Origin of the sequence: Gluconobacter thailandicus F149-1 = NBRC 100600, assembly GCF_000964465.1 — a bacterium.
Lineage (GTDB): Bacteria > Pseudomonadota > Alphaproteobacteria > Acetobacterales > Acetobacteraceae > Gluconobacter > Gluconobacter thailandicus.
This window is the reverse complement of record NZ_BANH01000002.1, coordinates 45,416-71,560: the sequence shown is the minus strand read 5'-3', so window position 1 is coordinate 71,560 and position 26,145 is coordinate 45,416. Positions and strand designations below refer to the sequence as shown.

The following is a 26,145-nucleotide window of genomic DNA, read 5'->3' as shown; positions in this document are numbered from 1 at the left end:
CAGGGGTAGTCGCACCATGATGGAGTGGGAAGCAGCGGCGCTAGTCCTTTCCGTCCGGCCTTACGGCGAGGGAAGCGCTATCGTGCACCTGCTGAGCGAGGAGCATGGCATTTCGCACGGTATGGTCCGGGGCGGCGGCTCCAGGAAACAGGCCCCTCTCTGGCAGACTGGCAATCTCGTCATGGCACGCTGGCGGGCCAGACTGTCCGATCAGCTTGGTGCGGTAACGGCTGAGCCTGTACAGAGTGTAGGCGCGAGACTGCTTGATCTGCCCCTTCAACTAGCGATGGTCAGCAGTGCGTGTGCTCTTGCTGATGGAGCCCTCCCACAAGGCGAGGCGCATCCCGAACTCTTCATGAGGCTGATCAGACTTCTGACATTAATTGGTGTCGCCCCAGAGCCGCCTCCCATAGCTGCGTATCTGCGGTGGGAGCGGGAATTGCTGGGAGAACTGGGGTACGGGCTGGATCTTTCCACCTGCGCCGTTACCGGAACTTGCGATAACCTGCATTTCGTATCCCCTAAATCAGGCCGCGCCGTTAGTGAAGAGGCGGCAGGTGTATGGCGGGATCGTCTGCTGCCTCTTCCCGCGTTCCTGGCGAATGAGACGGAGGAGGGCGGCCCGAAAGACTGGCTGGCGGGGATGATTCTGACCGGCCATTTCCTTTCAAGGTGGGTTTTTGGCGTTCGTCATCAGCCACTGCCTGCGGCACGCGAGCGACTTTTCGAGCGCGTTCGCAGACTGGCTGAAGGGGATAAGGCGGGCGGAGACCTCAGTGGCGAACCTGAACTGGGCCCGGACGAACCCCGCTGACGACATCCGGGTCAGCAGTCCAGTTCCAGACTGACCAGTCCCATCCCGGATGCTGGTTAATTTCTGCCGTCATGCGCTGTTCTTCGTCAGCTTTAAGGTGATGGCTGAGCTGATAGGCGTGGTATGCTGCTACGTTGCCCATATAAACGCATCCACATGCGGTTGGGTCGGCATAGAGCATCACGGCGATATTGCCCTGCATGCGATAGGTCATACTGTTCGGAGGCAGCAGGTTCATCATCTGCCAGCGGGCTGTGGTATCAGCCGGATGGGCGACGAAGCCGTTTCGGGCCAGTGTATCTTCCTCATGGAGGATCGGCCGGTAAGGCGAACAGGCCGAAAGAAGAACAAGTACAGCGCTGGACAGGAGCGGGCGCCAGTGTCTAAGTCCTGCTGAGAAAAGGGGAAGTGCATGGGCGTTGATCTGGCGGGTCATATTGAGGATACCAAGCTCGCGGAGGCTTTGAGCGAGCGATATATTGCGTATGCGATGTCGACGATCATGTCGCGGTCCCTTCCGGATGTGCGTGATGGTCTCAAGCCGGTGCATCGCCGCCTCCTCTATGCAATGCAGCAGCTACGCCTTGATCCCACATCAGGGTTTAAAAAGTGTGCACGTGTCGTCGGTGACGTGATCGGTAAGTTTCACCCTCATGGTGATGCGTCCGTTTACGAAGCGCTCGTGCGTCTGGCACAGGATTTTGCCGTCCGGTATCCGCTCGTCGAAGGGCAGGGCAATTTCGGCTCCATCGACGGCGATGGCGCAGCCGCGATGCGATATACGGAAAGTCGCCTGACCGAAATTGCGCAGACGTTGCTGGATGGCATCAACGATGATGCTGTGGATTTCCGCCCGACTTACGATAATGAAGACCATGAGCCTATTGTTCTTCCGGGCACGTTCCCAAATCTTTTGGCCAATGGTGCCGCGGGTATTGCCGTGGGCATGGCGACGAGTATTCCCCCGCACAATGCTGGTGAGATCTGCCGGGCAGCCAAGCTTCTGATTGAGAAGCCTGACGCCACAGTTGCCGAACTGGTCGAGTTCATTCCTGGCCCGGATTTTCCTACGGGAGGGATTCTGGTCGAGGATCGCGATTCGATTATCCGCTCCTATGAAACCGGGCGTGGCAGTTTCCGGACCCGCGCACGCTGGGAAGTGGAGCAGGGTCGCTTCGGAACATGGTGCATCATTGTCACCGAAATTCCCTATCAGGTTCAGAAGTCCCGTCTGATCGAGCAGATCGCCGAATTGATGGAGCAGCGTAAGCTGCCCTTGCTGGGCGATGTTCGCGATGAAAGCACGATGGACATTCGTCTCGTGCTGGAACCCAAGACCAAGGGGTGTGACCCTGAAGTCCTGATGGAGACGATGTTCCGCAACACGGCACTGGAGAGCCGGTTTAGCCTGAACATGAATGTTCTGGATGGAGACCGAGTACCGAATGTCCTGTCGATCAAACAGGTCATTCAGGCCTGGCTGGCGCATGTTCATGAAGTGCTGGTTCGTCGATCAAACCATCGTCTGGCAGCTGTTCTGCGCCGTCTGGAAATCCTGGATGGTTTTCTGGCGGTCTATCTTAATCTGGATGAAGTCATTCGGATCATCCGGGAAGAAGATGAACCGAAGTCCTGCCTGATGAAGACATTCAGCTTGACGGACATTCAGGCCGAAGCTGTTCTGAACATGCGTCTGCGGTCTCTCCGCAGACTGGAAGAAATGGAAATCCGCAAGGAGCGCAACGCTCTTGCGGATGAGCGGAAGTCTCTTGAGACGCTATTGGGCTCCGAAAAGCGTCGCTGGACCCGGATTGGCAAGGATCTGGATGCGACGATCAAAAAGTTCGGAAGTGGCGCGTTGGGTGATCGACGGACGCAGATTGCCCAGCCCCCCAAAGCTATCGACATCTCCGCAGCGTTGGAAGTTGATCGAGAACCATTGACGATCCTGCTGTCCCGCGAGGGCTGGATCAGGGCCATGAAGGGTCATGGTCTTGATCCACAGGGGCATCGCTTCAAGGAAGGAGATGAGGCCGGTCTCATGACGGAATGTCAGAGCACGGAGCGTGTCTGCCTGATTGCCAGCGGGGGCAAGGCCTTTACCCTCAAGGCTGCCGACTTGCCACGAGGCCGCGGATTTGGTCAGCCTGTCCGGACCCTTGTGGACATTGCTCAGGAAGAGCGCGTCGTTGCGATGTTCCCGGTCACGGAAGATGGTAAGCGCCTGATCGCGTCCGAAAGTGGCCGTGGCATGATCGTGACGGAAGCCGGGATTGTGGCAGAGAAGCGGACGGGCAAGCAGGTCTTCAACGTCAAGGACGGCGAGAGCATTTTCGCTTGTATTCCTGCTGTTGGAACGCATGTTCTGGCGCTCGGGCATAACAAGCGCGCCCTGATCTTCCCGATGGAGCAGGTGCCTGAAATGACCCGTGGATCAGGTGTATCTCTTCAGAAGATGGGAGACAGTACCCTGCGTGACCTTCGGGTCTTCACGCTTGAGAATGGTCTTCTGTGGCAGGAAGGACAGCGCGTTCGAGCGGCTGCGGATCTTGCACCTCTGGAAGGACGTCGTGGAGCCGTGGGGCGCGCGGCACCACAGTGGATGCTGCGAAAATCAAGCTAGGGTGTCAACCGGGAATGGTGAGGGGGCCCCAGTGGCCACCCTGAAAGATTTCGGCAGGCTGGAATTTGGCTTTGTAAGCCATTTTCTGGCTGCCGGGCACATAATAGCCAAGATACAGGTGAAGGTATCCGCGCTGTTCGGCCAGCTGCCGCAGCCACAGGATCGAGAACGTTCCCCAAGAGTCAGCAGGCGTGCTGGTATCGTAGAATGTGTACACGGCGGAGAGCCCGTCAGACATCACGTCCACCAGAGACACGCAGACCAGTTGATCTGTAGTGGAGCGAAATTCCATGACAACGGTCTCGACCGGCGTACTTGAAATCAGATCAGCATATTCCTGCCAGGACATGTGGGCCATGTCTCCGTTCGTGTGGCGACTTTCCTGATAGGCCTGGAACAGAACAAACTGCTCCTGCGTCGGGATCGGCGCTGTAATGGTGACCTTGATGTCCTGATGGCGCTTCCAGATTCGTTGCTGTGTCCGCGATGGCTGGAAGCGGGCAACAGGCAGACGCATCGGCTTGCAGGCCCGGCAATCCATACAGACGGGCGCATAGGCGATCGTATGGCTGCGCCTGAACCCGGCCTGTGAAAGACGGTCGTGCACAGAGGCGGCATTGGGACCGGAAAGATCTGTCAGCACCTTGCGTTCCATGCGATTAGGCAGGTACGGGCAGGGAGCTGGCTCCGTCGTATAGAAGAGCTGAGGACGATGCTGCACAGGGTCGCTCCTCTCGGAAAATGCCGGGTTGGTTTTCTAGCGTAGCCCAGACATTAGGCGGACGCATCCATCATCTTTACGGGAAGGGGATAGTCTCGGTCCGTCAGGGAGTTTTATGAGGCACTGGACTGTTCTGGATTTCATTGGGACGTTCCTGCGATGGGGGCTTCCCATTTTGGTAACGCTGCACGCCCTGCGCTATAAACGCAACACGTCTGCCTGTGCCGCGTGGATTGGTGTCTGCTGGATCGGACCATTTCTGGGAACGGCCCTCTACCTGATGTTTGGCATCAATCGCGTTCATCGCCGGGCGCGCAAAATGATCGACCATCATTCCTGGGAAGGAAGGGAGCTTCTCGCCAAGTACCGGCAGGTTATGGATGGGGAACTCGCACCTCTTGCAAAAATGCTGGGTCGTCTCACGGAGCGTCCGCTGATGCGCGGAAACTCCATTACGGTTCTTCATGATGGAGACAATGCCTATCCCATCATGATCAAGGCTATCCGTCAGGCTAAAACGTCGGTCATTCTCTGCTCCTATATTTTCCGGGCAGACCGAATTGGTGAACAGTTTGCCGAAGTCCTTGTCGATGCGCACAGACGTGGTGTGGAAGTCCGTGTTCTGGTGGATGGTATCGGGAGCGGATATTTCCGCTGTGCGATAGAGCGTCGACTTCGGCGGAATGGCGTCAAATGTTCCCGGTTCATGCACTCCGTCTGGCCCTGGCGCATGCCGTTCATCAATCTGCGGAACCATCGCAAGATTCTGGTTGTGGACGGCCGGCTTGGCTTCATGGGTGGATTGAACATTGGCGAGGAAAACATGCTTCGCCTGCGCACGAAACTTCCCGTCGCGGATACGCACTTCCAGCTTCGTGGGCCGATCGTGCATCAATTGTCGGTTGCTTTTGCATGGGACTGGTCATTTACGACCGGAGAAGAGCTGAAGGGCGAGCCTTACCTTCCAGAGCCGCTTCCGGTTGGGGACATTCCCATGCGGATCGTGACGTCCGGACCAGATGCTGATCTTGAAAAGATTGAATACGGCATGTTGCAGGCCATTACCCTGGCCAAGAAACATGTGCGTCTCATGACCCCCTATTTTCTACCTGATGACCGGTTTTCATCGGCTCTTAATCTTGCGGCCTTAAGGGGGGTTGTAATCGACATTGTCGTGCCAAAAAGCAGCAACCACGCGATCATAGATTTCGCACGTGATGCCAATCTGCGACCGTTTCTGGATGCAGGCTGCCGGATCTGGATGGCTGATCCGCCTTTCAATCATTCCAAGCTGATGGTCGTGGATGAGGCGTGGAGTTTTGTTGGCAGCACCAATCTGGACGTACGCTCCCTTCGCCTGAATTTCGAGATTAACCTTGAGATTTACGATCGCGAAGTGGCTCGGGACCTGTCAGCCTTCATGGATACACATCGCAAGAACCGGCTGACCCATCATGACATTGATCGGACGCCCTATGTGATCCAGATCCGCAACGCGGCGCTCAGGCTTTTTCTGCCCTATCTGTGAGGCTTAGGGGCTGAGCCGTAGCGTGACGGAAATCGGGCGATGATCCGAGCCGAAACGCGGGAGTGCACGGGCTTCAAGCCGGCTTACGCCGCGCACAAGGCAGCGGTCCAGACGCAAGGGAAGACGATCCAGCATCCGATGGGTTTTTTCCTTGGGACCGACATCATGGAATCCGGGCAACATGACCGGTCCCACCAGATTGAAGTCTCCCATGATGACAGCACGCCGATGCATGTTCGTCGTCAGACTGCGAAGCTGCCGACGGTTGAGAATCTGTCCATGAGACAGATGCACATTGGCCAGCGAAAAACTTCCGAAATCGATAATCTGGGCCGTTCGCTTCACGACCAGCCCACGTGGCAAATGGTAAAAGGACGGTGGTCGCGTGAATGGCAGGCGGCTCCAGCATGCTGTGCCATGAGGGCGACCTGGAAGCGGAATGCGGTCGTAATAGCCGCCCAGAATTTCAGGCAGAACGTCGACAGGTTCCTGTGCTTCCTGCATCAGCACAATATCCGGATCTTCTGAGCGGATAACAGTCAGAACGTCTTCCAGTGATGCGCCGTCCCATCGGAGGAGATTCCAGCTCAGGATGCGAAAGGGCGAACCGGACAGAAGCGATACTGTCACTTGGGAGACTCCGAAATATAAAGATGTCGCGGTTCAGATCGATGAGGGCCAGCGGCGAATTCACTCGTAAGCGTATAGCCGACAGCCAGTAGGACCGGCCCCAGAAAGATGCCGAGCCCACCAAAGGCGACAACGCCACCCAGAACGCCCAGCACGGTCAGCAGATAGGGCAACTGAGCACCACGAGAAATGAAAATGGGTCGGATCAGGTGGTCTGCTCCGGAAATAACGATCACCCCGTAAGCGGCGAGGAAAAGGCCGTGCCCCACATGATGAGTCATGCCGAGCCAGATCGCTGCCGGAATCCAGATCAGGGGGGCGCCAATCGGGAAGACAGCCACAAATGCTGCAATGCCTGCGAGGAGAACCGGTGAGGGAACGCCTGCAATCATGAGGCCTATCCCTGTCAGAACGCCCTGAATAATCGCTGTGCCCAGTACCCCATAAACGGTGCCGCGAATTGTCCGTCCGATGACGTTGATGAGGCGTGGTGTGGCACGAGGCCCAGCGATCCGGGCGATCAGGGCGGTAATGGTCAAACCTAGGGAATCGCCATTTAGCCAAAGGAAGAAAGCCACGAACAGCGCCATAACAAGCTCCACCAGACCACTGGCAAGCTTCATCAGAATGGCGAGTGTGTAATGGGCGATCTGGCCAAAATAGGGACGCAGCATTTCTGTAGCCGCACCGACATCATGGGTCAGATGGTGCCACCACTCGACCAGATGAGGGCCTGCCAGCGGAATATGAGCCATCCACGCCGGAGGCGGCCCAGCCGATCCTGCCTTGAGAAGCAGGGTATCCAGAGTGCCGATTGTCTCCGGAATATCGCTGATGCCAGCCGACGTCAGAACCGACAGCGGCACGATAATGGTCACCGCACTGAGGATCATCATGGCCAGCGCCGCAAGAGATGGGCGGATATGGCGTCTCAGCCACCGGTAGATTGGCCAGCTGGAAAAGGTCAGGATAGCCGCCCAGAGGATGGCCGAAAGAAACGGCCAGAGGATGACGCCGCATCCATAGGCAATTCCGACAAGGACGAAGCCCAGAATGATCCGCTCGGTTGTCATGGGGCAGACTTCCAGCGTATCAGTGGCTTCAAGGCAGGGACCTGCATGTTCATGGCTGGACAGTCTGCCACGCTCTGGCCTCCTGCGCATCCCTCGACCTATGGTAGTGGAATGACGAACTCACCGCTTCTTGCCGCACAGGACCTCCTTGCAGGGACTACGGCGTATGTTTCGCTGGATGCCAGCGTCCTCTTGCCCGGTCAGAACGGAAATCCGGACGCTGCGTTCCGTGAGGCCCGTATTCCCGGCGCACGCCGATTCGATATTGATGTCTTTGCCGATCCGGAAAGCAGTTTGCCCCATACCGTGCCGGGTGCTGCTCGGTTCGCACGACTGATGGGCGAGCTAGGCCTGACCGAGGATACGCCGATCGTTTTTTATGACGGAAAGGGAAGTGTCGGGGCTTGTCGGGGATGGTGGCTGGCACGCCTGTTCGGGCACCGGACCGTTAGAATTCTTGATGGTGGACTGAAGGCCTGGCAGGAAGCGGGTGGCACCGTCGAGCATGGTGAACCCGCTCCGGTATCGCCCGCTCGATACAGAACGCGCCCACGGTATGGTCTGCTGGCAGGAAGCGGAGATATTCTGGAAGCGCCCGCTCAGACAGTCGTACTGGATGCTCGCAGCCATGGGCGCTTTACGGCGTCTGTGCCTGAGCCAAGACCGGGGGTGCGCGGCGGCCATATGGCAGGTGCCATCAGCATGGACTGGACGCGGCTTGTCGATGAGCATGGTCATTTCCTGCCCCAGGAAACGCTTCGCTCCTTGTTCGTGCCGGTCGCTGGGCGGCGGGTTATTACAAGCTGCGGGTCAGGACTGACGGCGGCCACGCTTCTGGCCGGGCTGGCCATTGCCGGCCTTCCGGACGGAGCACTTTATGATGGTTCCTGGGCGGAATGGGGCAGTGATCCCGACGCGCCGATCGTGACGGGAGAACAGGCATGAGTGATCTGGAAACACGCGTCAGCGCGGGCTGGAACCGCTTGGCGTCAACACTTGTGCAAGCGGCACGTGCAGAGGCTACAGAGAGCGGAACGCTTGTAAACCTGCCAGTCTCACGCGGTTCGACGGTCCTTTTCCCAACCCTTGAATCCATGAACCGGATGGACGGTCGCAGCCACGCCCATAAGGCGGTTTACGGCGCGATGGGGACGCCGATCCAGCATGAACTTGAGAATCTTCTATCGACCATTGAGGGGGGTACACACACTCAGGTCGTCAATTCCGGTTTAAGTGCCTGTACGACGCCGTTGCTGGCGTTTCTGGGGCAGGGTGACCATCTGCTTCTGCCCGACTCGGTCTATGGGCCAACACGTCGCTTTGCTGACACCATGCTCAAACGTCTGGGCGTCACGACAACGTACTACGCTCCGATGGCGACGCGGACAGAGGTTGAGTCCCTGCTTCGACCTGAAACGCGTATCATCTTTGCTGAGAGTCCCGGCAGTCACACGTTTGAAGTGCAGGACGTGCCGATGCTGGCGGATGTGGCGCATCATGCAGGAGCGCTGCTGTTGCTTGATAATACATGGGGGATCGGCGTGTTTCAGCCGTTCGAGCACGGTGTGGATGTCTCGATTCAAGCCCTGACGAAATATCCCGGCGGCCATTCGGATGTCATTATCGGGTCCATCACCGTCAATGATGAGACGCACTGGAAGACCCTGCGCGATGCCTCCATCCAGCTTGGCCAGTGTGCCAGCCCGGATGATTGCTGGCTGACCTTGCGAGGGCTTCGGACCATGGGCGTGCGTCTTGCACACCAGTCCCGTTCGGCACTTGAAATTGCCCAGTGGCTGAAGACACGTCCGGAAGTGGCGCGTGTGCTGCATCCGGCTCTGGAAGACTGTCCGGGGCACGAAATCTGGAAGCGTGATTTTACAGGCGCATGTGGCCTGTTCGGCGTCGAGCTTCAGTCAGACATCAGTGTCGCGGCTGCGGAGCGCATGATTGACGGTCTGAGCATGTTCGGGATTGGAGCCTCCTGGGGAGGCTATGAAAGTCTTGTACTTCCCACGACCGGGCATGTCCGTCGCGTGACGGGAGAAGGCGGCCCGAAGGCGGCAACCTTTCGCCTGCATATCGGTCTGGAAAGCGTGGATGATCTCAAGGCTGATCTTGCACGTGGACTGGATGGTCTTGCTGGGGTGGATCAGTAATGCCAAGCAAGGAATGGATCATCTGGTGGGTCATGGTGGTCGGTTATGCCGTCATGACTGCGACCCTGCTGTATGGTGTCTGGCTGTACGGAACGGCCTTGTTCCATCAGATCAATTTCTGGATCACGCTGTTCATCATGGTGGCTATGATCCCGTCCTTTCGGGATCTGGGCCGTCGCAAGAACGGATTACCGCCGCCGAAAGCCTAAGGCTTCGGTAACATGATGACGCTGGATCTGCTGTGTGCCTTCCAGATCAGCAATGGTTCGGGAGACACGCATCAGGCGTGTCAGTCCACGGTTGGAGAGGCGCATTTTCTCGGCAGCCTGTTCGGCAAGAGAACGGGCATCATCATCCATAATGAACAGGTCTGGGGAGGTTTGTGCATTGCACGTGCCTTGTCGCGCGATTTGACGTTCGCGCGCTTTTTCAACACGAGCGCGGACTGTGGCACTGTCCTCACCTCGCGGTGCCCGGCTGATTTCGACAGGAGAAAGCGGCTCAATCTGCACGCAGATATCCATGCGATCGAGCATCGGGCCTGAGATTTTTGCACTGTAATCCTCGCCACAGCGGGGCGCTTTGCGGCAACTGCGTTCCGGGTCTCCCAGATAACCACAGCGGCAAGGGTTCATTGCGGCAATGAATTGGAAACGGGCCGGGTAAGTCGTGTGCTGGGCGGCACGTGCAATGGATATAGACCCTGTCTCAATAGGCTGACGCAGCGCTTCCAGGCAGGATCGTGAAAACTCGGGCAGTTCATCAAGGAACAGCACCCCGTTATGCGCCAGACTGACTTCGCCGGGCCTCGCTTTCGCACCCCCGCCGACCATGGCGGGAAGGCTCGCACTATGATGTGGGGCACGGTAAGGCGGTCGAACCGTCAGGCGCCCCTCTTTCAGAAGACCAGAGACACTATGGATACGACTTGTCTCCAGCATTTCCTCAGTCGTGAGATCGGGCAGAATACTGGGCAGACGACACGCCAACATGGATTTTCCTGCGCCGGGCGGGCCGCTCATGAGCACGGAATGTCCACCGGCTGCGGCGATCTCCAGAGCGCGCCGGCCCAGCGCCATACCTTTGACGTCTGCGAGGTCCGGTCCGTAATCAGGCGTGTAGCCCTGCGCTGGCGGAACAGGTGTCAGAACCTGTTCACCTCGAAAGTGGGAAACGAGCGACAGCAGTGTTTCTGGGGCCAGAATGTCATGATCGGGATTGCCCCATCGCGCTTCCGTGCCCTGAAGCGACGGACAGATCAGGCCTAAGCCCTGCGTTGCTGCGCCCAGAGCCGCAGACAGAACGCCGTTGATCGGATTGACGCGCCCATCCAGAGAAAGCTCGCCAACTGCGGCATAAGCAGACACGGTCTCGAAAGGCAGAATGCCCATTGCCACCAGCAGACCCAAAGCTATTGGAAGGTCAAAATGTGCGCCTTCCTTGATGAGGTCAGCAGGGACAAGATTGACCAGAATACGTTTGGGTGGAAGCGCCAGACCCATAGCGGTCAGAGCAGCGCGAACGCGTTCGCGCGCTTCCCCAACGGATTTATCCGCCATGCCAACGACTAGAAACGCGGGCAAACCGGTAGAAACCTGAACCTCGACCGTGACTGGAACAGCTTCGATGCCTGAAAAGGCAAAGCTCTGGATACGGGCAAGAGCAGGTGTGGTCTTGGGAGGTGTGTTCTGGCCGGATGTCGTCATGGGACGAGATCGTAGCCAGAACATATTACTAGATGGTTAACGCTGGTAAATCAGGCGGGCACGAAGCGTGCCGTCCATGGCGCGCAGGCCGTCCAGCAGGTGCTGGTCCATGTCAGGGCCAGTCGATTCGGCTTCAACGACGACGTAACCGACTTCACCATCCGTTTGCAGATACTGGGCCGTGACATTGCAGTTCTCGGCTGCGAACAGTTCGTTGATCTGACGCATGATGCCTGGACGGTTGGCGTGCACATGCATGAAACGCGTGCCACGCGGCCGCTCCGGAAGCTGTACGCTCGGAAAATTTACGGCACCAATGGTGGAGCCGACATCCGAGTAGTCAACAAGCTTGCGAGCGACTTCAACACCAATCCGCTCCTGGGCTTCCATGGTGGAACCACCAATATGCGGAGTGAGAAGAACGTTCTCGAGGCCCTGCAGCGGAGAGACAAAACGCTCGCCGGCAATCTTCGGCTCCACCGGGAAGACGTCCACGCCGGCACCCATCAGATGGCCATCTTTGAGAGCCGCAGCCAGGGCGTCCAGATCCACGACATTGCCGCGGGCGTTGTTGAGCAGGATGGAATTGGGCTTCATCGCCCGGATTTCGGCCTCGCCAATCAGCAGGTTCGTATCCGGCGTCTGCGGAACATGCAGGGTGACGACGTCTGACTGGGCCAGAAGGTCTTTCAGCGTTGCAACGGCCACAGCATTGCCGTGCGGAAGGCGTGGCATGATATCGTAATACAGGACGCGCATGCCAAAGGCTTCGGCCAGAACGGAAAGCTGCGAGCCGATAGAGCCATAACCGACGATACCCAGTGTCTTGCCGCGAACTTCCCATGCATTGATGGCAGATTTGTCCCAGCCACCCTGATGGCACTGCTCGGAACGGGACGGGATGCGGCGCATCAGCATGACGACTTCGCCCATCACCAGCTCGGCGACAGAGCGTGTGTTGCTGTACGGGGCATTGAAGACCGGGATGCCCGCCATACGGGCGGCTTCCAGATCGACCTGATTTGTTCCGATGCAGAAGCAGCCAATGGCCATCAGGCGGTCAGCGGATTCGATGACCTCCTGTGTGAGCTGCGTCCGACTGCGGATCCCCACCATGTGTACGCCCTGAAGCGCTTCCTTGAGGGCATCGCCTTCAAGGGCGCCTTTCAGGCGTGTGACCTCTGCATAACCCTGCACATTGAAATGCTCGACAGCACTCTCATGGATGCCTTCAAGCAGGAGAATGCGGATCTTGTTCTTGGGGAGAGAGAATTGCGCGTCCATATTTCCGTCCCGGTCCTGAACCGGAAGGCTCCGGCTCTCATTCCAACCTGTCCCGGCCCATGATCACCGGGGCGTCATGCCTAACGCATCGTTCACGGATGGGAAAGATGGCTCACGATTTCTGTGAGCAGGGCAGGGTTGCCACAGGCCAGAACCGTTCCGTCACTATCGAGTCTGAGAGGCTGGCCCTGCCAGTCTGTGATGCTGCCTCCCGCGCCCTCGATAACGGGCACCAGAGCGCCCCAGTCCCAAGGGTTCATCGTGCATTCTGCAATGACGTCAATCTGGCCGAGTGCCAGCAGTCCGTAGGCGTAGCAGTCCCCGCCCCAGGACGTGCGCCGGACGTGCTTCTGAAGGTTGGTAAAGCGCGGCGTATGGGTAGGGGTCATGATTTCAGGGGAGGTGCAGGACAGTTCGGCCTCTTTCAGTCCCGGGCAGAGGCGTGTTCCGATTTTTCCAGGAAGGCGATCTGAGACGAAGCGGGTTTTCTGTCCTTTCACACCAATCCAGCGTTCCCCTGTGAGAGGCTGGTCAATCAGACCCAGCACCGGGCGGCCATTATGAAAAAGCGAAATCAGGGTGCCGAAGGTCGGGCGTCCTGTCAGGAAAGCGCGTGTTCCGTCAATCGGGTCGAGAACCCAGAGCCAGTCGCCCTCATGTCCACTCATGCCGCTTTCCTCGCCAAGAATGGCGTGGTCAGGGAGGGCCTCTTCCAGAATGGACCGCATGACCTTTTCAGCCGCACGATCCGCAACGGTGACGGGGCTGTCATCGGACTTCGCATCGGCCTGTAAAGATGTCCGGAAATGGGGGATGACAGTCCTGCGGGCGGCATCGGCACAGGCTTCGGCGACGGCAAGCGCCTTGTTCAGAACTGTTTGTGTCATATTTTCCTTCAATTTCCGTCAGAAAGCCCACAGTGAGATTGACGCCCGATCAGGCGGGCGGCATCAGAAGGGCCATGCGTCCGATCATCGTCATTCCCTCCAGACTTGCCTCGACCCGCCTTCCACGCAAGCCCCTTGCAGATATTGGCGGTCTTCCCATGATTGTCCGTGTTGCGAAACGGGCTCTTGAGGCAAAAATCGGGAAAGTGGTGGTCGCCGCCGGTGATCAGGACATTCTCAACGCGGTCAGTGGACTGGAAGGCGTTCAGGGTGTCCTGACCGACTCGTCCTTGGCCAGCGGTTCGGATCGTGTTCATGCGGCCCTTCAGCAGGTTGATCCCGCTGGCGAACATGATGTGGTCATCAACCTTCAGGGTGACTTGCCGCTTATCGAGCCTGCCAGTCTGAAGGCTGTTCTTGAGCCTTTGGAAAATGATGGCTTCGATATCGGAACACTTGCCGCTCCTGTGCAGAGTGAATGGGAACGAAATGCTGAACAGGTGGTGAAAATCGCCTGTGACTTCGGGGACGCTTCTGTCGCACGGGCACTCTATTTTTCGCGCCTGCCAATTCCATGGGGCGCTGGGCTGCACTGGCATCATGTCGGCGTGTACGCATGGCGTCGGGAAGCGCTTGAACGCTTTGTGTCTCTGCCTCCCTCTGCATTGGAGCGGCGGGAAAGTCTGGAGCAGCTTCGTGCGCTGGAAGCCGGAATGACCATTGGGTGCGCGCGTATCGAACATGCCCCTCAGGGGGTTGATACACCTGAGGATCTGGAACGAGTGAGAGGACTGGTCTGATGCCGGTAATTGCTTTTCAGGGGCAGCCTGGCGCCTATTCGGACCTCGCGTGCCGTCAGGGCCGCCCTGGTTGGACGACCCTCCCATGCCCAAGCTTTGCGGCTGCGATCGAGGCTGTTCATGAGGGTCGCGCGGATGAAGCGCTGCTGGCCTGTGAAAATTCTCTCGCCGGGCGTGTGCCGGATATTCACTCTTTGCTGCCGGACGCTGGGCTACACATTGTCGGAGAGCATTTCCAGCGTGTTGAGCACTGCCTGCTGGCTGTTCCGGGCGCTGAAATCTCCGATATCCGACGTCTGCATACGCATCCGGTAGCGCTCGGGCAGGTCCGCAAGCTCATTCGTGAGCTGAATCTTGAAGCCGTGCCGGAGTTCGATACAGCCGGGGCTGCCGAAATGGTGGCGAAATGGGGACGCAAAGAGGATGCTGCCATTGCGTCTTCTCTTGCCGGCGAACTGAATGGCCTGACGGTTCTGCGGCAGAATGTTGAAGATGCCGCACACAATACCACACGGTTTTATCGTGTAGCGCCTGTGCCGAAATTTCCGGACGTCAGCCGGGACGACACATTGACCACACTTCTGATGCGGGTTGGAAACACGGCAGGTGCGCTGTACGCGGCATTGGGTGGATTTTCGCGGCATGGTATAAACATGACCCGAATTGAGAGCTACATGCTGAACGGCTCTTTCACGGCGACGCAGTTCCTGATGGATGTCGAAGGGCATCCGGAGCAGCCTGCGCTTGCCGCCGCTTTGAAAGAGCTGGAGCAGTCCAGCGACAATTTGAAGATTCTGGGTGCATACCCACGCAGTCTTGCTCGTTCCGGCACATGACGCTGGCGGATCGGAAGAGCAGGATGGAACGCATGATGAGCAGAGGCGAGACGATGGTGGAGACGGGCATGTATCAGGGGTCGCTGACGGCTCTGATTACCCCGATGGATACGGATGGCCGTATCGATTTTGGTGTGGCGACAAAGCTCATCGAGCGCCAGATCAAAGCTGGCACCAGCGGTCTTGTTCCAGCAGGGACTACGGGTGAAAGCCCGACCCTGTCTCATGAAGAGCATGGTCAGATCATCGCGCACTGCGTCGAGACATCCAACGGGCGTGTGCCTGTCATGGCGGGTGCGGGTTCAAATAGCACATCCGAAGCTGTTCAGATGGCAAAGCATGCTCATTCTGTGGGCGCGAATAGCCTGCTGGTCGTCGTGCCTTATTACAACAAGCCGACGCAGGAAGGGCTTTACCGCCATTTCATGGCGATTGCGGATGCAGCCCCGCTGCCGATGTATCTGTATTGCATTCCCGGCCGTTCCGTTGTGGACCTGACGCCTGAAACTCTGGGCCGTCTGGGCGAGCATCCGAACATCGTGGGCGTGAAGGACGCGACCGCCAACATGGCGCGCCCGATTGCCGTGCGTCGTCATGTGAAGAAGCCGCTCAATCAGCTTTCCGGAGACGACAACACGGTTGTTTCATTTTTGGCTGCTGGTGGCGATGGGTGCATCGGTGTGACGTCCAACGTTGTACCGGATCTCTGTGCACAGATGCATGCCGCCTGGAACGAAGGACGTGTGAAGGACGCCATTGCCCTTCAGGACCGTCTTTCCCCCCTGCATGATGCCATGTTTATGGAAAGCAACCCTGGGCCAGTGAAATACGCTATGTCCAGACTGGGTCTATGCACAGCCACGTTGCGTTTGCCGCTGGTTGAGCCTCAGGATGCAACGCGCAAGGCAATCGACGCCGCCCTGCGCTCTCTCGATCTATTGGACTGATATTTCTAGATGGCCGGAAAAAAAGAGAAGAGCGGCATGATTTCTCATGGGATCGTCGCTCAGAACCGTAAAGGCCGGTTCGACTATACGATTCTTGAAACCACGGAAGCGGGTATTGTTCTGAAAGGCCCTGAGGTGAAAAGCCTCAGATTAGGTCGCTCAACCATCACGGAAGCCTATGCGGCAGAGCGTGACGGAGAGATCTGGCTCTTCAATGCCTATATTCCTGAGTATCAGGGTGGTGTTCTGTCTCGTTTTGAACCAAGAGCGCCTCGTAAGCTGCTGATGCACAAAAAACAGATTGCCCATTACCTGTCTGCTGTAACGCGTGCAGGTGCATCGCTGGTGCCGTTAGATATCCACTTTAATGCTCGTGGAGTCGCGAAAGTAACGATCGGGCTGGGGCAGGGACGCAAGAAAGAGGACAAACGTCATGCTATTGCTGAGCGGGACTGGCAGCGAGACAAGGCAAGGCTGATCCGCAGCAAGGGACGCGATTACTAAATCGTAGAATCGCCAGCTTTCTGAAAGGCGCGGAAGGTCGCCTTATTTCGCCAGCTGTCATTCTCGATCATACAGGCACAAAAAAACCGCTGTGGATTTATTCCACGGCGGTTTTTCTATTCATTCAGCAAAGTGCCGAAGCTGGATCAGTCAGCGCTGATGACTGCAGCTTCCGGACCCTTCTGACCCTGAACAACCTTGACGTTGATCGTCTGGCCTTCGTCGAGGGTAGCAAGCTGGGAACGCTCGAGAGCAGAAGCGTGGACGAAGATGTCCTTGCCGCCGGAATCAGGCGTAATGAAGCCGAAGCCCTTTGTGGAGTTGTACCACTTCACGGTGCCACGGATGTCCTGTGCGTCGGACAGGTCAGGAGCCGGACGGCCCGGACGAGCGGACGGAGCACCGAAGCGCGGCTGCTGCGGAGCACCGAACTGAGCGCGCGGACGCGGTGCTTCAGCCGTGCTTTCGTCAACGGAAAGAACTTCCGCAACCTGGCGACCCTTCGGGCCCTGGCCGATGCGAACAACGACGGTTGCACCCGGGTTGACGCTGCTTACGCCAGCATTGCCAAGAGCGTTGGCGTGCAGGAACACATCGCCGGAGCCGTCAGCCAGTTCAACGAAGCCGAAGCCCTTCTCTGTGTTGAACCACTTAACGCGGGAGCTGATTTCTGGGCCGGATGCTGTGACGAAGCTGCTGCCTGCACCGCGACGAGGTGCGCCGAATCCGCCGCCACCACCGCCGCCACCGAAGCCACCACGGTCACCATAGGACGGCTGGGACGAATAGTCCCCGTCAAACCCGCCGCGGCGAGGTGAGTTAAAGCTGCGGTCGGTTCTGTTGTTTCTCAACGGTCTAATCCCGAGACTGGGGCGCCGCGGAGGGCTTCAATTCCCTGCCGTGACGTATTTCAAAAAAGGTGAGGTCAGCGCCAGCGCCTTCCTCTAAGGGAATCACTAGCATGCTTTTTTGCCCCACTGCCACAACGAAAGTGATGGAAAGGCAGAACTCGCGTGGATTTTAAGATTGTCACGCATACTACAAGGCTTTGCTTCATAGTCTGGAAATGACATACAGGCGCAATACAAGCCCCAAGACCCTGATCGTGCGCGAGATACAGAGGTGCCCATGCAGACCCGACTGACTTTTTCCCTTGGGGCAACAGCCCTGCTTGCACTGGCATCTTCGTCCGCCATGGCGACCCCTCTTCAGGATCCGTACGGCACCTGGACCATTCAGGGCGAAAACGACGCAGTTTCAACGCTCAAGGGAACGTCAGACCAGTATTATACTTCGGGTCTGCGCATTAACTGGACGTCTGGTACTGACAATCTGCCGCTTCCTTTTGCGAATCTGAATCACTTTCTGATGGGCAATGGTCAGCAGCGCATCAGCATCGGGCTGCAGCAGTTGATCTTCACGCCGCGTCAAACACAGATGGCCCAGCCGCCGCAAGGTGACCGTCCCTACGCAGGGCTGATGCTTGGAACAGTCAACCTTATTAACGACACGGATCTTTCCCGTACGGTCATGGGAATCCAGTTTGGCGTCATGGGACCAGCCGGTCTGGGCCGTCAGGTTCAGAACGGTTTTCACAATCTGATCAGTGATACGCCCAACAAGGGCTGGAGCCATCAGCTTGCCAACCAGCCGATTATGCAGATTCAGGCAGGTCGTATCTGGCGTCTACCGATTGTGAGTCTCTACGGCGTTGGAATGGATGTGCTGCCCGCCGTATCTGGCGCTGCAGGCGACTATCGGACCTATGCTGATGCCGCTGCGACTTTCCGTATCGGTCAGGGTCTGAACAGTGATTTCGGAAACTCGACCATCGGCCCAGGAACGGACGGGACGGATGCTTTCCGTGCGACTCGCCCGCTAGCGTGGTATTTCTATGGCGGTGTCGAAGGTCAGGCAGTTGGATACGACTCCAGCCTCCAGGGCAGCACCGTCCGTGCGAACGCGCCGCATGTCGACAAGGTCTGGGATGTGGGTGAAATTCACGCGGGTGTCGCTGTTATGTGGCACGGCGTGCGCCTATCCTACAGCCAGAACTGGCAGACTGCCCAGTTCAAGACCCAGAAGGCGGGTCTCTTCAACTACGGATCGATAAAGCTTTCCGTGAAGTTCTGATCACCGCAGACTGTTTTTTAAGCCCCGGCATCCCGGGGCTTTTTTTATATCGGCTGAGACGTCGGTTGTGTCTGGTCCCGAACGGGTGAACCCAGCAGGTATCCCTGTACTTCCTCGCAACCATACGCATCCAGAAATGCCATCTGGTATTCTGTTTCTACGCCTTTTGCACAGGTTGTTATGTTCAGGGCGCGGGCAAGAGCCAATACGGCAGACATGACTTCGTTGGCACGATCGTTTTCACCCAGCCCCTTGATAAAGCCCCTATCCAGTTTGATTTGGTCGAGCGGGTAGAAGCGAAGACGTTCCAGCGAAGAATGTCCCGATCCGAAGTCATCCAGAGCAAGCCTCACGCCCAACGCACGGACGCGGGCAAGCTCGCGGAATGTAATATCTTCCGGCCCGAAGAACCGGGATTCTGACATTTCGATCTGCAGGCGATCAGGGGAGAGGCCGGTCTCCTGGAGGATCTCTGCGATGAGCTTCGAAAGCCTTTCACTTGCAAGCCACACCGGAGAAATATTCACACAGACCCGGTAAGGAGGTTCCCACTTCGCGGCGGCCTTGCATGCGTGACGAAGGCTCCACGTATCAAGTACTTCGACCATTCCGGCTTCTTCAGCGCATCGGATGAAAAGTTCTGGGGAAACCTCTCCGTGATTCGGTCTGTTCCACCTCAGTAAAGCTTCGTGAGCAACGACTCTCTGCGACGCGGTATCAACAATCGGCATCCATTTCAGAAAGAGAGCATCCTGCTCTGCAGCCAATGCAAGATCCTGCTCAAGGCTGGAGGACAGGATGTGTAGTCTGGTCGTCTCTGAGGAAGCGCGTCTCTCGTGGCCTCCCCCTGCTCGCTGAGCCTCTGCCAGAGCCGCCTTTGCCGCGGTCAGAAGTTCCTCAACGGATTTCCCGTCTTCAGGGAACATGCTCCAGCCTACGGACAGGGAAAATGGAAACGACGTTGAAGCAAGAGAGATGGGCGTATCAGATATGCGCAGGATTGAGGTCATCAAGCTGCGTGTTGTGACCAGCGTGTGACCCGGTGGGGTCAGAACGGCGAAATTTCCTCCCCCCATACTTCCGAAGAAGCTTTCTTGTGGCAGAAGCTTTTCGATGCGTCTGATAATCTCTTCAAGCATCAGGTCCGCAGTATCCCAGCCGTATCTCTCGTTAATGAAAGACAGATGATCGAGGTTGAACCGGATCAGTCCGAAGCTCGCACGCTTGGTAAGGCCTTTGGTCCGATCAATGTGAGACTGAATAGCTTCCATACTCTGCAGTCGGTTGGGCATCACCGCCATTGGATTGCCGACCGGATCGCGTGTCAGCGCAGCGATGTCCTCAAGGACTGCATTGATGTCAGGATTTAGCTCCGTCCCGCTGGGAGCGAAAACGAGTAGACATGTAGTGGAGGCTCGTTGATGTTGAGCAGGCTGGGCAATGACCACGCCGCAGATAGTGTGGCCGTCTTCTGTTCTAAAGTTTGTAGCGGAAGAGGACCGCATCAGCTCGGAAAATGGAAAATTTCCAATATGGGCCGAGAAGACAGGCCCCCACTGTGCAATTTCGGTGGGCGTTTCGTTACTGGCGGAAATAGTTAGCACAGCTGCTGAGGGAGAATTGCTCAGGGTACAAGCCAGTCTGAGGGCAGGCCGATAACTGGCAGGCACGTTTTCTTTTAAAAGAGAGTTTACATGCTGATTTGTGCCAGTTGAAATCATACTTTGGTGCCTAATCCCTCTAAGCGGTGGTAACCATCACAGAGAACAAAAGTTCCTCATCTCGCTGTCTGGATTACATATTTTTCTTTAATGATCTTCTAACCAGAGATCAAAAGTCGGTCTGGTTCATTGCGATCAAAAAGTATCAGAAGCGTCCGCAGAGAAGCTCCTCGTTTCCCTTCGAGATGAGGGTTGCGTGTCAGTTCGCGCTCGGAATCCTGCTGCATTGCAGTGACCAGAAGAGACAGACGCGCGCCCTGGGCCAGACGGAAACCAGGGAGGCCAGACTGACGGTTTCCCGCAAGATCCCCACCACCGCGAATCCGGTAATCTTCGTCAGCGATCATAAATCCATCGTTTGTATCCCGTAAAAGGGTCAAACGTTTGACGGCGGTCGGTGTAGCCATGCCGTCATGCAGGAGAAGGCAAAACGACTTCTTGGCGCCTCGACCGACGCGGCCGCGGAGCTGATGAAGCTGTGCCAGACCAAAGCGCTCCGCCTGCTCGATAACCATGACGGACGCATTCGGAATATCCACCCCCACTTCAATCACGGTCGTGGCGACAAGGATGCGTGTCTTGCCAGTGCGGAAGGCTTCCAGCGCCGCCTGTCGAATGGCGATGTCCTGCTTGCCGTGCGCCAGCCCGACGGCACCGGGAAAGCGCTCACTCAACATGGCCCAGCGTTCTTCGGCGGCGGCGGCAGACTGGGTCTCGCTATTTTCAATCAACGGACAAACCCAGAAAACCTGTACACCGTCTGCTACTGCGCGAGAGATGGCGGACAGGATCTCCGGCATGGCATCCATGCTGTGCAGCGTTGTGCGAATGGGCTGACGGCCCGCTGGCTTGGAATCCAGTCGGCTCACGCTCATTTCGCCCCACTCCATTAGCTGGAGTGTTCGGGGAATAGGCGTGGCGGTCATAACCAGAATATCTGTAGCCTCGCCTTTGGCGCTGAGGTTCATTCGTTGCTCGACACCGAACCGATGCTGTTCGTCAATCACTGCCAAACCGAGGTCAGAAAAAGTGACACCGTCCTGAAAAAGGGCATGTGTCCCGATGATGATGCGCGCTGTTCCGTCTGTTATTGCAGCCAGGGTTTCGCGCCGCGCAGCTCCTTTGATGGTCCCGCTCAGATAAACACAGTTCGTGGGGCAGAGGCGGGATAACGTTTCAAAATGCTGTCGGGCCAGGATTTCCGTTGGGGCCATAATGGCCGCCTGAGCGCCGGACTCTACGGCCTGAAGCATGGCATTCATGGCGACGAATGTCTTGCCAGCTCCGACGTCGCCCTGAAGAAGGCGCATCATGGGCGTGGGCGAGGCCATGTCTTTCAGGATTTCCGTGATGGCACGCGACTGGGCATCAGTGGGTGGGTAGCCAAAGCGTCGACTGAGTTCAGCGCGCATATCGCCAGTTCCCGGCATGCTTCGACCGGGTCTACTGCGGGCCTTCAGGCGTGCAAGGCCAAAGCACAGCTGGTCAGCCAAAAGTTCGTCGGCTGCAAGGCGGGATAACGCTCTTTCACGGACAGGGGCCCATTCCACATCAGCGGGAATATTTTCCGGCGCCTGTAGCAGCCTGAGGGCCTGTGAAAAGGACAGCCACCGTCGTTTGTGAACAAGAGCCGGGTCCTGCCATTCTGGAAAATCGGGCAGGAGGGCAAGGGCGGTTCGCATGGCCTTGCGAACGGTGTAGGGAAACAGGCCAGCCGTCAGGGGCCACACAGGTTCAAGTCGGGGGAAGCTGTCCCGCTTGCTCCAGCTTGTGACATGATCCGGCTGGGGCATGGTCAGTTCGCTCTGAAAGCGGCTGGTCTTGCCGGACACAAGCAGTTCCGCGCCTACGGTTGGGGCAGGCATGTTCTTCTGCTGGAAGAAGACGAGATCCAGCCGCCCCGTATCGTCTTCCGTGCGGATGACGGAGGGCTGACCGGGGCGTGAAGCTTTGCGCATCGAAACGACACGGACACGCGTTGTAAGGATTTCTCCTGGGGCGAGATTGTGTCCGGCGGCAACTGTGCGCAGAATACGACGATCAACGATCCGCTCAGGAAGAGTAAACAGCAGGTCCAGGACGCGCCGTCCGCCTGCGATCTTTTCCAGCAGACTGGCATGTCGCGGCCCGATACCGGGCAGGGACGTCAGGGGTGCAAAGAGCGGGGCAAGAAGATCTGGAGACGGCTGTTCGGACTGCATTGCAACGGGCGCTCCCCGGCTCCTCTTGATGTGTCAGGCTATGAAACGGCAGGTATAGGGCAAGAGCAGGATGGAACAAAACGAAACCATGATCCGTGAAATGCCCCTCGCATCCTTTGGTCCAACCGTCTGGGGCGTACCAGATGGCAGTGTAGCTCTTCTGCTACGCCAGCGATTGTCTGAACATGACGGATCGCTTTTACACGTTGCCCGGGACGATGCCGCTGTGGCTTCGCTGGCGGACATGTTGGCCTATCTGATGCCCGAGGTCGAAGTGCTGCGGCTGCCTGCCTGGGACTGTCTGCCTTATGACCGTGTCTCTCCAAATTCCGTGATTGTAGCGGAGCGTGTCGGAACGCTCTGCCGCCTGCTGGAACCGAGCAAGGCGCGCCGGATTGTTCTGACGACCGTCCACAGCCTTTTGCAACGCGTTCCGCCTCGCTCGGCGTTCAAAGGGCAGTCCATCAGCGTCGCAACTGGCGAAATGCTGGACCAGTCCATGCTCATCGAGGTCCTGGTCGCCAATGGCTACACCCGGACCGATACCGTCATGGAAGCCGGTGAATTTGCAACCCGTGGCGGAATTTTCGATCTGTTCCCGTCGGGTGCGCCGGACCCGATCCGTCTCGATCTGTTTGGCGATGAAGTCGAAAATATTCGTGCTTTTGACGTCGGGACGCAGCGTTCAACTGAAAAGCTGGCCCGGTTCGAACTGCGTCCCGTTTCCGAATTCTCGCTGGGCCCCGACAGCATCAGTCGCTTCCGGACAGGCTGGCGTGACACGTTCGGCCCGACTGCCGCGTCGGATACGATTTACGAGAACGTTTCTGACGGTCGCCGCTATCCGGGTCTGGAGCACTATCTGCCGCTTTTCCACGATGGCGATGGCCATCAGATGGAAACGCTTCTGGATTATCTTCCGGATGCAGCCGTCAGCTTTGACAGTCATGCACCGGATATTCTGAAAGCCCGGCTGGACATGATTGCGGACCATTATGAGGCCCGCCGTGTGCCCGTTCGGGAAGGGGAAATGCCATATCGGGCACTTCCGCCACATCGGCTATATCTGGATCGGCATGGCTGGGACGCGATGCTCTCCCGCATACCATCTGTGCTGCTCAACGCTTTTGCAAAACCAGACCTTGGTGACGGCATTGATGCGGGCAATCGTCCAGGGCCGCTTTTCGCACGAGCCAAGGACGGGTCGCGTGATGGCGTGTTCGAGGCGTTCGGCAAGCAGGTGGAAGACTGGGCGCAATCTGGCCGACGAACCTATGTGACGGCCTGGAGCCGCGGTTCGCGGGAGCGGATTGCCCATCTGCTTCAGGAACATGGCCTGACCACGGAAAGCCATGATGACTGGCCATCTGCTGCGGGTATGCCACGCGGCACGGTTGGACTGCTGGTGCTGGGGCTGGAGCGCGGCTTCGTTTCGGATCGGCTGTGTTTCGTCTCCGAACAGGATCTTCTGGGTGAGCGGATTTCCCGTCCGCCCCGTCGTAAGAAGCGTGGTGAGCAGTTTATTTCCCAAGTTGGGGAAATTGCGGAAGGCGATCTGGTTGTCCATCAGGACTATGGTATCGGGCGCTATGTGGGCTTGCAGACCATCCGCGAAGGTCTGGTAGCCCATGATTACCTCTCCATTTTCTACGATGGGGAGCAGCGGCTTCTTCTGCCGGTTGAGAATATCGAGCTTCTAAGCCGATTCGGTTCTGAGCAGGCCAGTGTTCAGCTCGACAAGCTGGGTGGCACGGCCTGGCAGGCGCGTAAGGCCAAGATGAAATCCCGCATCCGCGTTATGGCGGGTGAACTGATCCGGACGGCCGCGGCTCGTGCGATGCGTGAAGCACCGACGCTGGCACCTGCTGAAGGCCTGTGGGACGAATTCTGTGCCCGTTTCCCGTTTGTGGAAACGGAAGATCAGTCCCGCGCCATTGCGGATGTTCTGGAAGATATGAGTTCCGGGCGACCGATGGACCGTCTTGTTTGCGGTGACGTCGGCTTCGGCAAGACGGAAGTGGCGCTGCGTGCGGCCTTCGTGGCAGCACTATCGGGGATGCAAGTCGCCGTTGTCGTTCCGACGACGTTGCTGGCGCGTCAGCATTACCGGGGTTTTGTCGCGCGTTTCGAAGGACTGCCAGTCCGGATTGCTCAGTTGTCGCGCATGGTGACACCCAAGGAAGCGACGAAGGTTCGCGAGGAGATGGCCGATGGCCGTCTTGATATTGTTGTCGGCACACATGCGCTTCTGGCCAAGACCGTGTCGTTCAATCGCCTTGGCCTGCTCATTATCGATGAAGAGCAGCATTTCGGTGTGGCTCATAAGGAGAAGCTCAAGGCCCTGCGTGAAGACGTGCACGTCCTGACGCTGTCCGCCACGCCATTGCCGCGTACGCTCCAGCTTTCTCTGTCTGGCGTGCGTGAAATGAGCCTGATTGCCACGCCACCGACGGACCGCCTGGCTGTCCGCACGTTCATCACACCGTTCGATAGCGTCATGATCCGCGAGGCCATTCAGCGTGAGCGTTTCCGGGGCGGACAGGTCTTCTGTGTCCTGCCGCGTCTGGCGGATCTGGATCGGATGGCAGACCGTCTGGCCGAGATCGTGCCGGATGCCAAGGTTGTTCAGGCCCATGGTCGCCTGACACCAACCGAACTCGAACGTGTCATGACCGAATTCGCGGATGGGAAGTATGACATCCTGCTTTCCACAAATATTGTGGAAAGCGGATTGGATATGCCCAGCGTGAACACGATCATCATCCACCGGGCGGATATGTTCGGGCTGGGGCAGCTTTACCAGCTTCGTGGGCGCGTGGGGCGTGGCAAGCAGCGTGGCTATGCGTATCTGACCTGGCCGCAGACGAACTCGCTCTCGGCAGCGTCCGAGAAGCGTCTGGAAATCATGCAGACGCTCGATTCGCTGGGGGCTGGGTTCACGCTGGCATCTCATGACCTGGATCTGCGTGGTGCTGGCAATCTGCTGGGTGATGAACAGTCCGGTCACATCAAGGAAGTCGGTATCGAGCTGTATCAGCAAATGCTGGAAGACGCGGTTCTGGATCTGCGTCGCGAGCGGGGGCGTAAGGCCGAAGAGGACGAAAGCTGGACGCCCAATATCATTCTGGGCCTGCCCGTCCTTATTCCCGAAACCTATGTCCCTGATCTGCCCGTCCGTCTTGGGCTTTATCGCCGAATCGCATCTCTGAATGGGGAGGCGGAAGTGGAAGCCATGCGTGCCGAGCTGGTGGATCGCTTCGGATCATTGCCGCAGGAAGTTGGTAATCTTCTGGACGTCGTGCTCATCAAGCGTCTGTGCCGTGAAGCCGGGGTGGAACGTCTGGAAGCCGGACCGAAGGGCATGGTGCTTCAGTTCCGCAAGAACCGGTTCCGCAATCCCGCTGGGCTGATCGATTGGGCGACGCGAAAGAAGGAATCGGGGGTGAAGATTCGCCCGGATCATAAGCTTGCCGTGATCAGGGAAATGACGAACGCAACCCGGATCGGCTTTGCCAAGAAGGTAACAACCGTTCTGTGCAAACTGGTGCGAAAAGTGGAAGACGCGGATTGAACGCGTC

22 protein-coding genes are annotated in these 26,145 nt (G+C 57.7%); 12 read left to right on the top strand and 10 right to left on the bottom strand.

The genetic code is table 11. From position 1 onward, the window contains the following. The first annotated feature begins 16 nt into the window (after positions 1 to 16). On the top strand, positions 17 to 814 hold the full coding sequence (gene recO / locus B7444_RS00575; protein WP_007282100.1) for a DNA repair protein RecO: 798 nt from the start codon (positions 17 to 19) through the stop codon (positions 812 to 814). Here recO and B7444_RS00570 read toward each other — a convergent pair. Continuing rightward, positions 774 to 1,250 (bottom strand): hypothetical protein, encoded by a 477-nt coding sequence (locus tag B7444_RS00570; protein WP_007282099.1) that lies wholly within the window; start codon positions 1,248 to 1,250, stop codon positions 774 to 776. The two genes, recO and B7444_RS00570, sit on opposite strands and share 41 nt — an antisense overlap. Between B7444_RS00570 and parC the strand changes: the two genes are divergently transcribed. Beyond that, positions 1,227 to 3,437, top strand: a complete 2,211-nt coding sequence (gene parC, locus B7444_RS00565) for a DNA topoisomerase IV subunit A (RefSeq protein WP_007282098.1) — start codon at positions 1,227 to 1,229, stop codon at positions 3,435 to 3,437. The genes B7444_RS00570 and parC overlap by 24 nt on opposite strands. 4 nt (positions 3,438 to 3,441) lie before the next feature. Here the strand turns inward: parC and B7444_RS00560 are convergent, their stop codons facing one another. Beyond that, complete coding sequence (locus B7444_RS00560) at positions 3,442 to 4,158, bottom strand: arginyltransferase (protein ID WP_081603765.1); 717 nt, start codon at positions 4,156 to 4,158, stop codon at positions 3,442 to 3,444. A gap of 115 nt (positions 4,159 to 4,273) precedes the next feature. Between B7444_RS00560 and cls the strand changes: the two genes are divergently transcribed. Then, positions 4,274 to 5,686, top strand: coding sequence for a cardiolipin synthase (gene cls, locus B7444_RS00555; RefSeq protein ID WP_007282096.1), 1,413 nt, complete (start codon positions 4,274 to 4,276; stop codon positions 5,684 to 5,686). Between the two features lie 3 nt (positions 5,687 to 5,689). Here cls and B7444_RS00550 read toward each other — a convergent pair whose 3' ends face one another. Together B7444_RS00550 and B7444_RS00545 are read right to left on the bottom strand one after the other, a co-directional pair. Then, the gene (locus B7444_RS00550) at positions 5,690 to 6,316 is read right to left on the bottom strand and encodes an endonuclease/exonuclease/phosphatase family protein (protein WP_007282095.1); all 627 of its coding nucleotides are present in this window, start codon (positions 6,314 to 6,316) and stop codon (positions 5,690 to 5,692) included. Continuing rightward, positions 6,313 to 7,389: an AI-2E family transporter gene (locus tag B7444_RS00545; RefSeq protein ID WP_007282094.1), complete on the bottom strand. Its 1,077-nt coding sequence runs from the start codon at positions 7,387 to 7,389 to the stop codon at positions 6,313 to 6,315. The genes B7444_RS00550 and B7444_RS00545 overlap by 4 nt, the downstream gene beginning before the upstream one ends. A gap of 45 nt (positions 7,390 to 7,434) precedes the next feature. Here B7444_RS00545 and B7444_RS00540 point away from each other — a divergent pair, with 45 nt between their 5' ends. Genes B7444_RS00540 through B7444_RS00530 form a run of 3 tightly spaced genes read left to right on the top strand, consistent with a single transcriptional unit; the run spans position 7,435 to position 9,757 of the window. Continuing rightward, the gene (locus tag B7444_RS00540) at positions 7,435 to 8,334 is read left to right on the top strand and encodes a sulfurtransferase (protein ID WP_007282093.1); all 900 of its coding nucleotides are present in this window, start codon (positions 7,435 to 7,437) and stop codon (positions 8,332 to 8,334) included. Beyond that, the gene (gene metC, locus B7444_RS00535; RefSeq protein ID WP_007282092.1) at positions 8,331 to 9,548 is read left to right on the top strand and encodes a cystathionine beta-lyase; all 1,218 of its coding nucleotides are present in this window, start codon (positions 8,331 to 8,333) and stop codon (positions 9,546 to 9,548) included. The genes B7444_RS00540 and metC overlap by 4 nt, the downstream gene beginning before the upstream one ends. Beyond that, on the top strand, positions 9,548 to 9,757 hold the full coding sequence (locus B7444_RS00530) for a hypothetical protein (RefSeq protein ID WP_007282091.1): 210 nt from the start codon (positions 9,548 to 9,550) through the stop codon (positions 9,755 to 9,757). Before metC ends, B7444_RS00530 begins: the two co-directional genes overlap by 1 nt. Here B7444_RS00530 and B7444_RS00525 read toward each other — a convergent pair. The 3 genes from B7444_RS00525 to B7444_RS00515 form a co-directional block, all read right to left on the bottom strand. Further along, positions 9,737 to 11,254 (bottom strand): YifB family Mg chelatase-like AAA ATPase, encoded by a 1,518-nt coding sequence (locus B7444_RS00525; protein ID WP_007282090.1) that lies wholly within the window; start codon positions 11,252 to 11,254, stop codon positions 9,737 to 9,739. The two genes, B7444_RS00530 and B7444_RS00525, sit on opposite strands and share 21 nt — an antisense overlap. Before the next feature lie 36 nt (positions 11,255 to 11,290). Further along, a complete protein-coding gene (gene serA, locus B7444_RS00520) occupies positions 11,291 to 12,538 on the bottom strand; it encodes a phosphoglycerate dehydrogenase (RefSeq protein ID WP_007282089.1) in 1,248 nt (415 codons plus the stop codon). 92 nt (positions 12,539 to 12,630) lie between these two features. After that, entirely contained in the window at positions 12,631 to 13,425 is a 795-nt protein-coding gene (locus B7444_RS00515; RefSeq protein WP_035729011.1) for an inositol monophosphatase family protein, read from the bottom strand. 74 nt (positions 13,426 to 13,499) lie between these two features. Between B7444_RS00515 and B7444_RS00510 the strand changes: the two genes are divergently transcribed. The 4 genes from B7444_RS00510 to smpB are packed head-to-tail and all read left to right on the top strand — an operon-like array spanning position 13,500 to position 16,512. Next, a complete protein-coding gene (locus tag B7444_RS00510; RefSeq protein ID WP_048855102.1) occupies positions 13,500 to 14,225 on the top strand; it encodes a 3-deoxy-manno-octulosonate cytidylyltransferase in 726 nt (241 codons plus the stop codon). Continuing rightward, the gene (locus tag B7444_RS00505; RefSeq protein ID WP_007282086.1) at positions 14,225 to 15,061 is read left to right on the top strand and encodes a prephenate dehydratase; all 837 of its coding nucleotides are present in this window, start codon (positions 14,225 to 14,227) and stop codon (positions 15,059 to 15,061) included. The genes B7444_RS00510 and B7444_RS00505 overlap by 1 nt, the downstream gene beginning before the upstream one ends. Positions 15,062 to 15,084: 23 nt before the next feature. Beyond that, positions 15,085 to 16,008, top strand: coding sequence for a 4-hydroxy-tetrahydrodipicolinate synthase (gene dapA, locus B7444_RS00500; protein ID WP_231502743.1), 924 nt, complete (start codon positions 15,085 to 15,087; stop codon positions 16,006 to 16,008). Between the two features lie 9 nt (positions 16,009 to 16,017). After that, positions 16,018 to 16,512, top strand: a complete 495-nt coding sequence (gene smpB, locus B7444_RS00495) for an SsrA-binding protein SmpB (protein ID WP_007282084.1) — start codon at positions 16,018 to 16,020, stop codon at positions 16,510 to 16,512. A 146-nt stretch (positions 16,513 to 16,658) separates the two neighbouring features. On the opposite strand, the gene B7444_RS17330 is transcribed toward smpB, so the two are convergent. Next, positions 16,659 to 17,363, bottom strand: a complete 705-nt coding sequence (locus B7444_RS17330; protein ID WP_015073911.1) for a cold-shock protein — start codon at positions 17,361 to 17,363, stop codon at positions 16,659 to 16,661. A 277-nt stretch (positions 17,364 to 17,640) separates the two neighbouring features. On the opposite strand from B7444_RS17330, the gene B7444_RS00485 reads away from it, so the two are divergent. Continuing rightward, complete coding sequence (locus tag B7444_RS00485) at positions 17,641 to 18,645, top strand: lipid A deacylase LpxR family protein (protein ID WP_007282082.1); 1,005 nt, start codon at positions 17,641 to 17,643, stop codon at positions 18,643 to 18,645. A 44-nt stretch (positions 18,646 to 18,689) separates the two neighbouring features. On the opposite strand, the gene B7444_RS00480 is transcribed toward B7444_RS00485, so the two are convergent. Both B7444_RS00480 and recG read right to left on the bottom strand, forming a co-directional pair. Then, entirely contained in the window at positions 18,690 to 20,249 is a 1,560-nt protein-coding gene (locus B7444_RS00480) for a putative bifunctional diguanylate cyclase/phosphodiesterase (protein ID WP_224777779.1), read from the bottom strand. Between the two features lie 215 nt (positions 20,250 to 20,464). Continuing rightward, the gene (recG, locus tag B7444_RS00475; RefSeq protein WP_007282080.1) at positions 20,465 to 22,567 is read right to left on the bottom strand and encodes an ATP-dependent DNA helicase RecG; all 2,103 of its coding nucleotides are present in this window, start codon (positions 22,565 to 22,567) and stop codon (positions 20,465 to 20,467) included. Between the two features lie 70 nt (positions 22,568 to 22,637). Here recG and mfd point away from each other — a divergent pair, with 70 nt between their 5' ends. Continuing rightward, positions 22,638 to 26,138, top strand: coding sequence for a transcription-repair coupling factor (mfd, locus tag B7444_RS00470; RefSeq protein WP_007282079.1), 3,501 nt, complete (start codon positions 22,638 to 22,640; stop codon positions 26,136 to 26,138). Positions 26,139 to 26,145 lie beyond the last annotated feature (7 nt).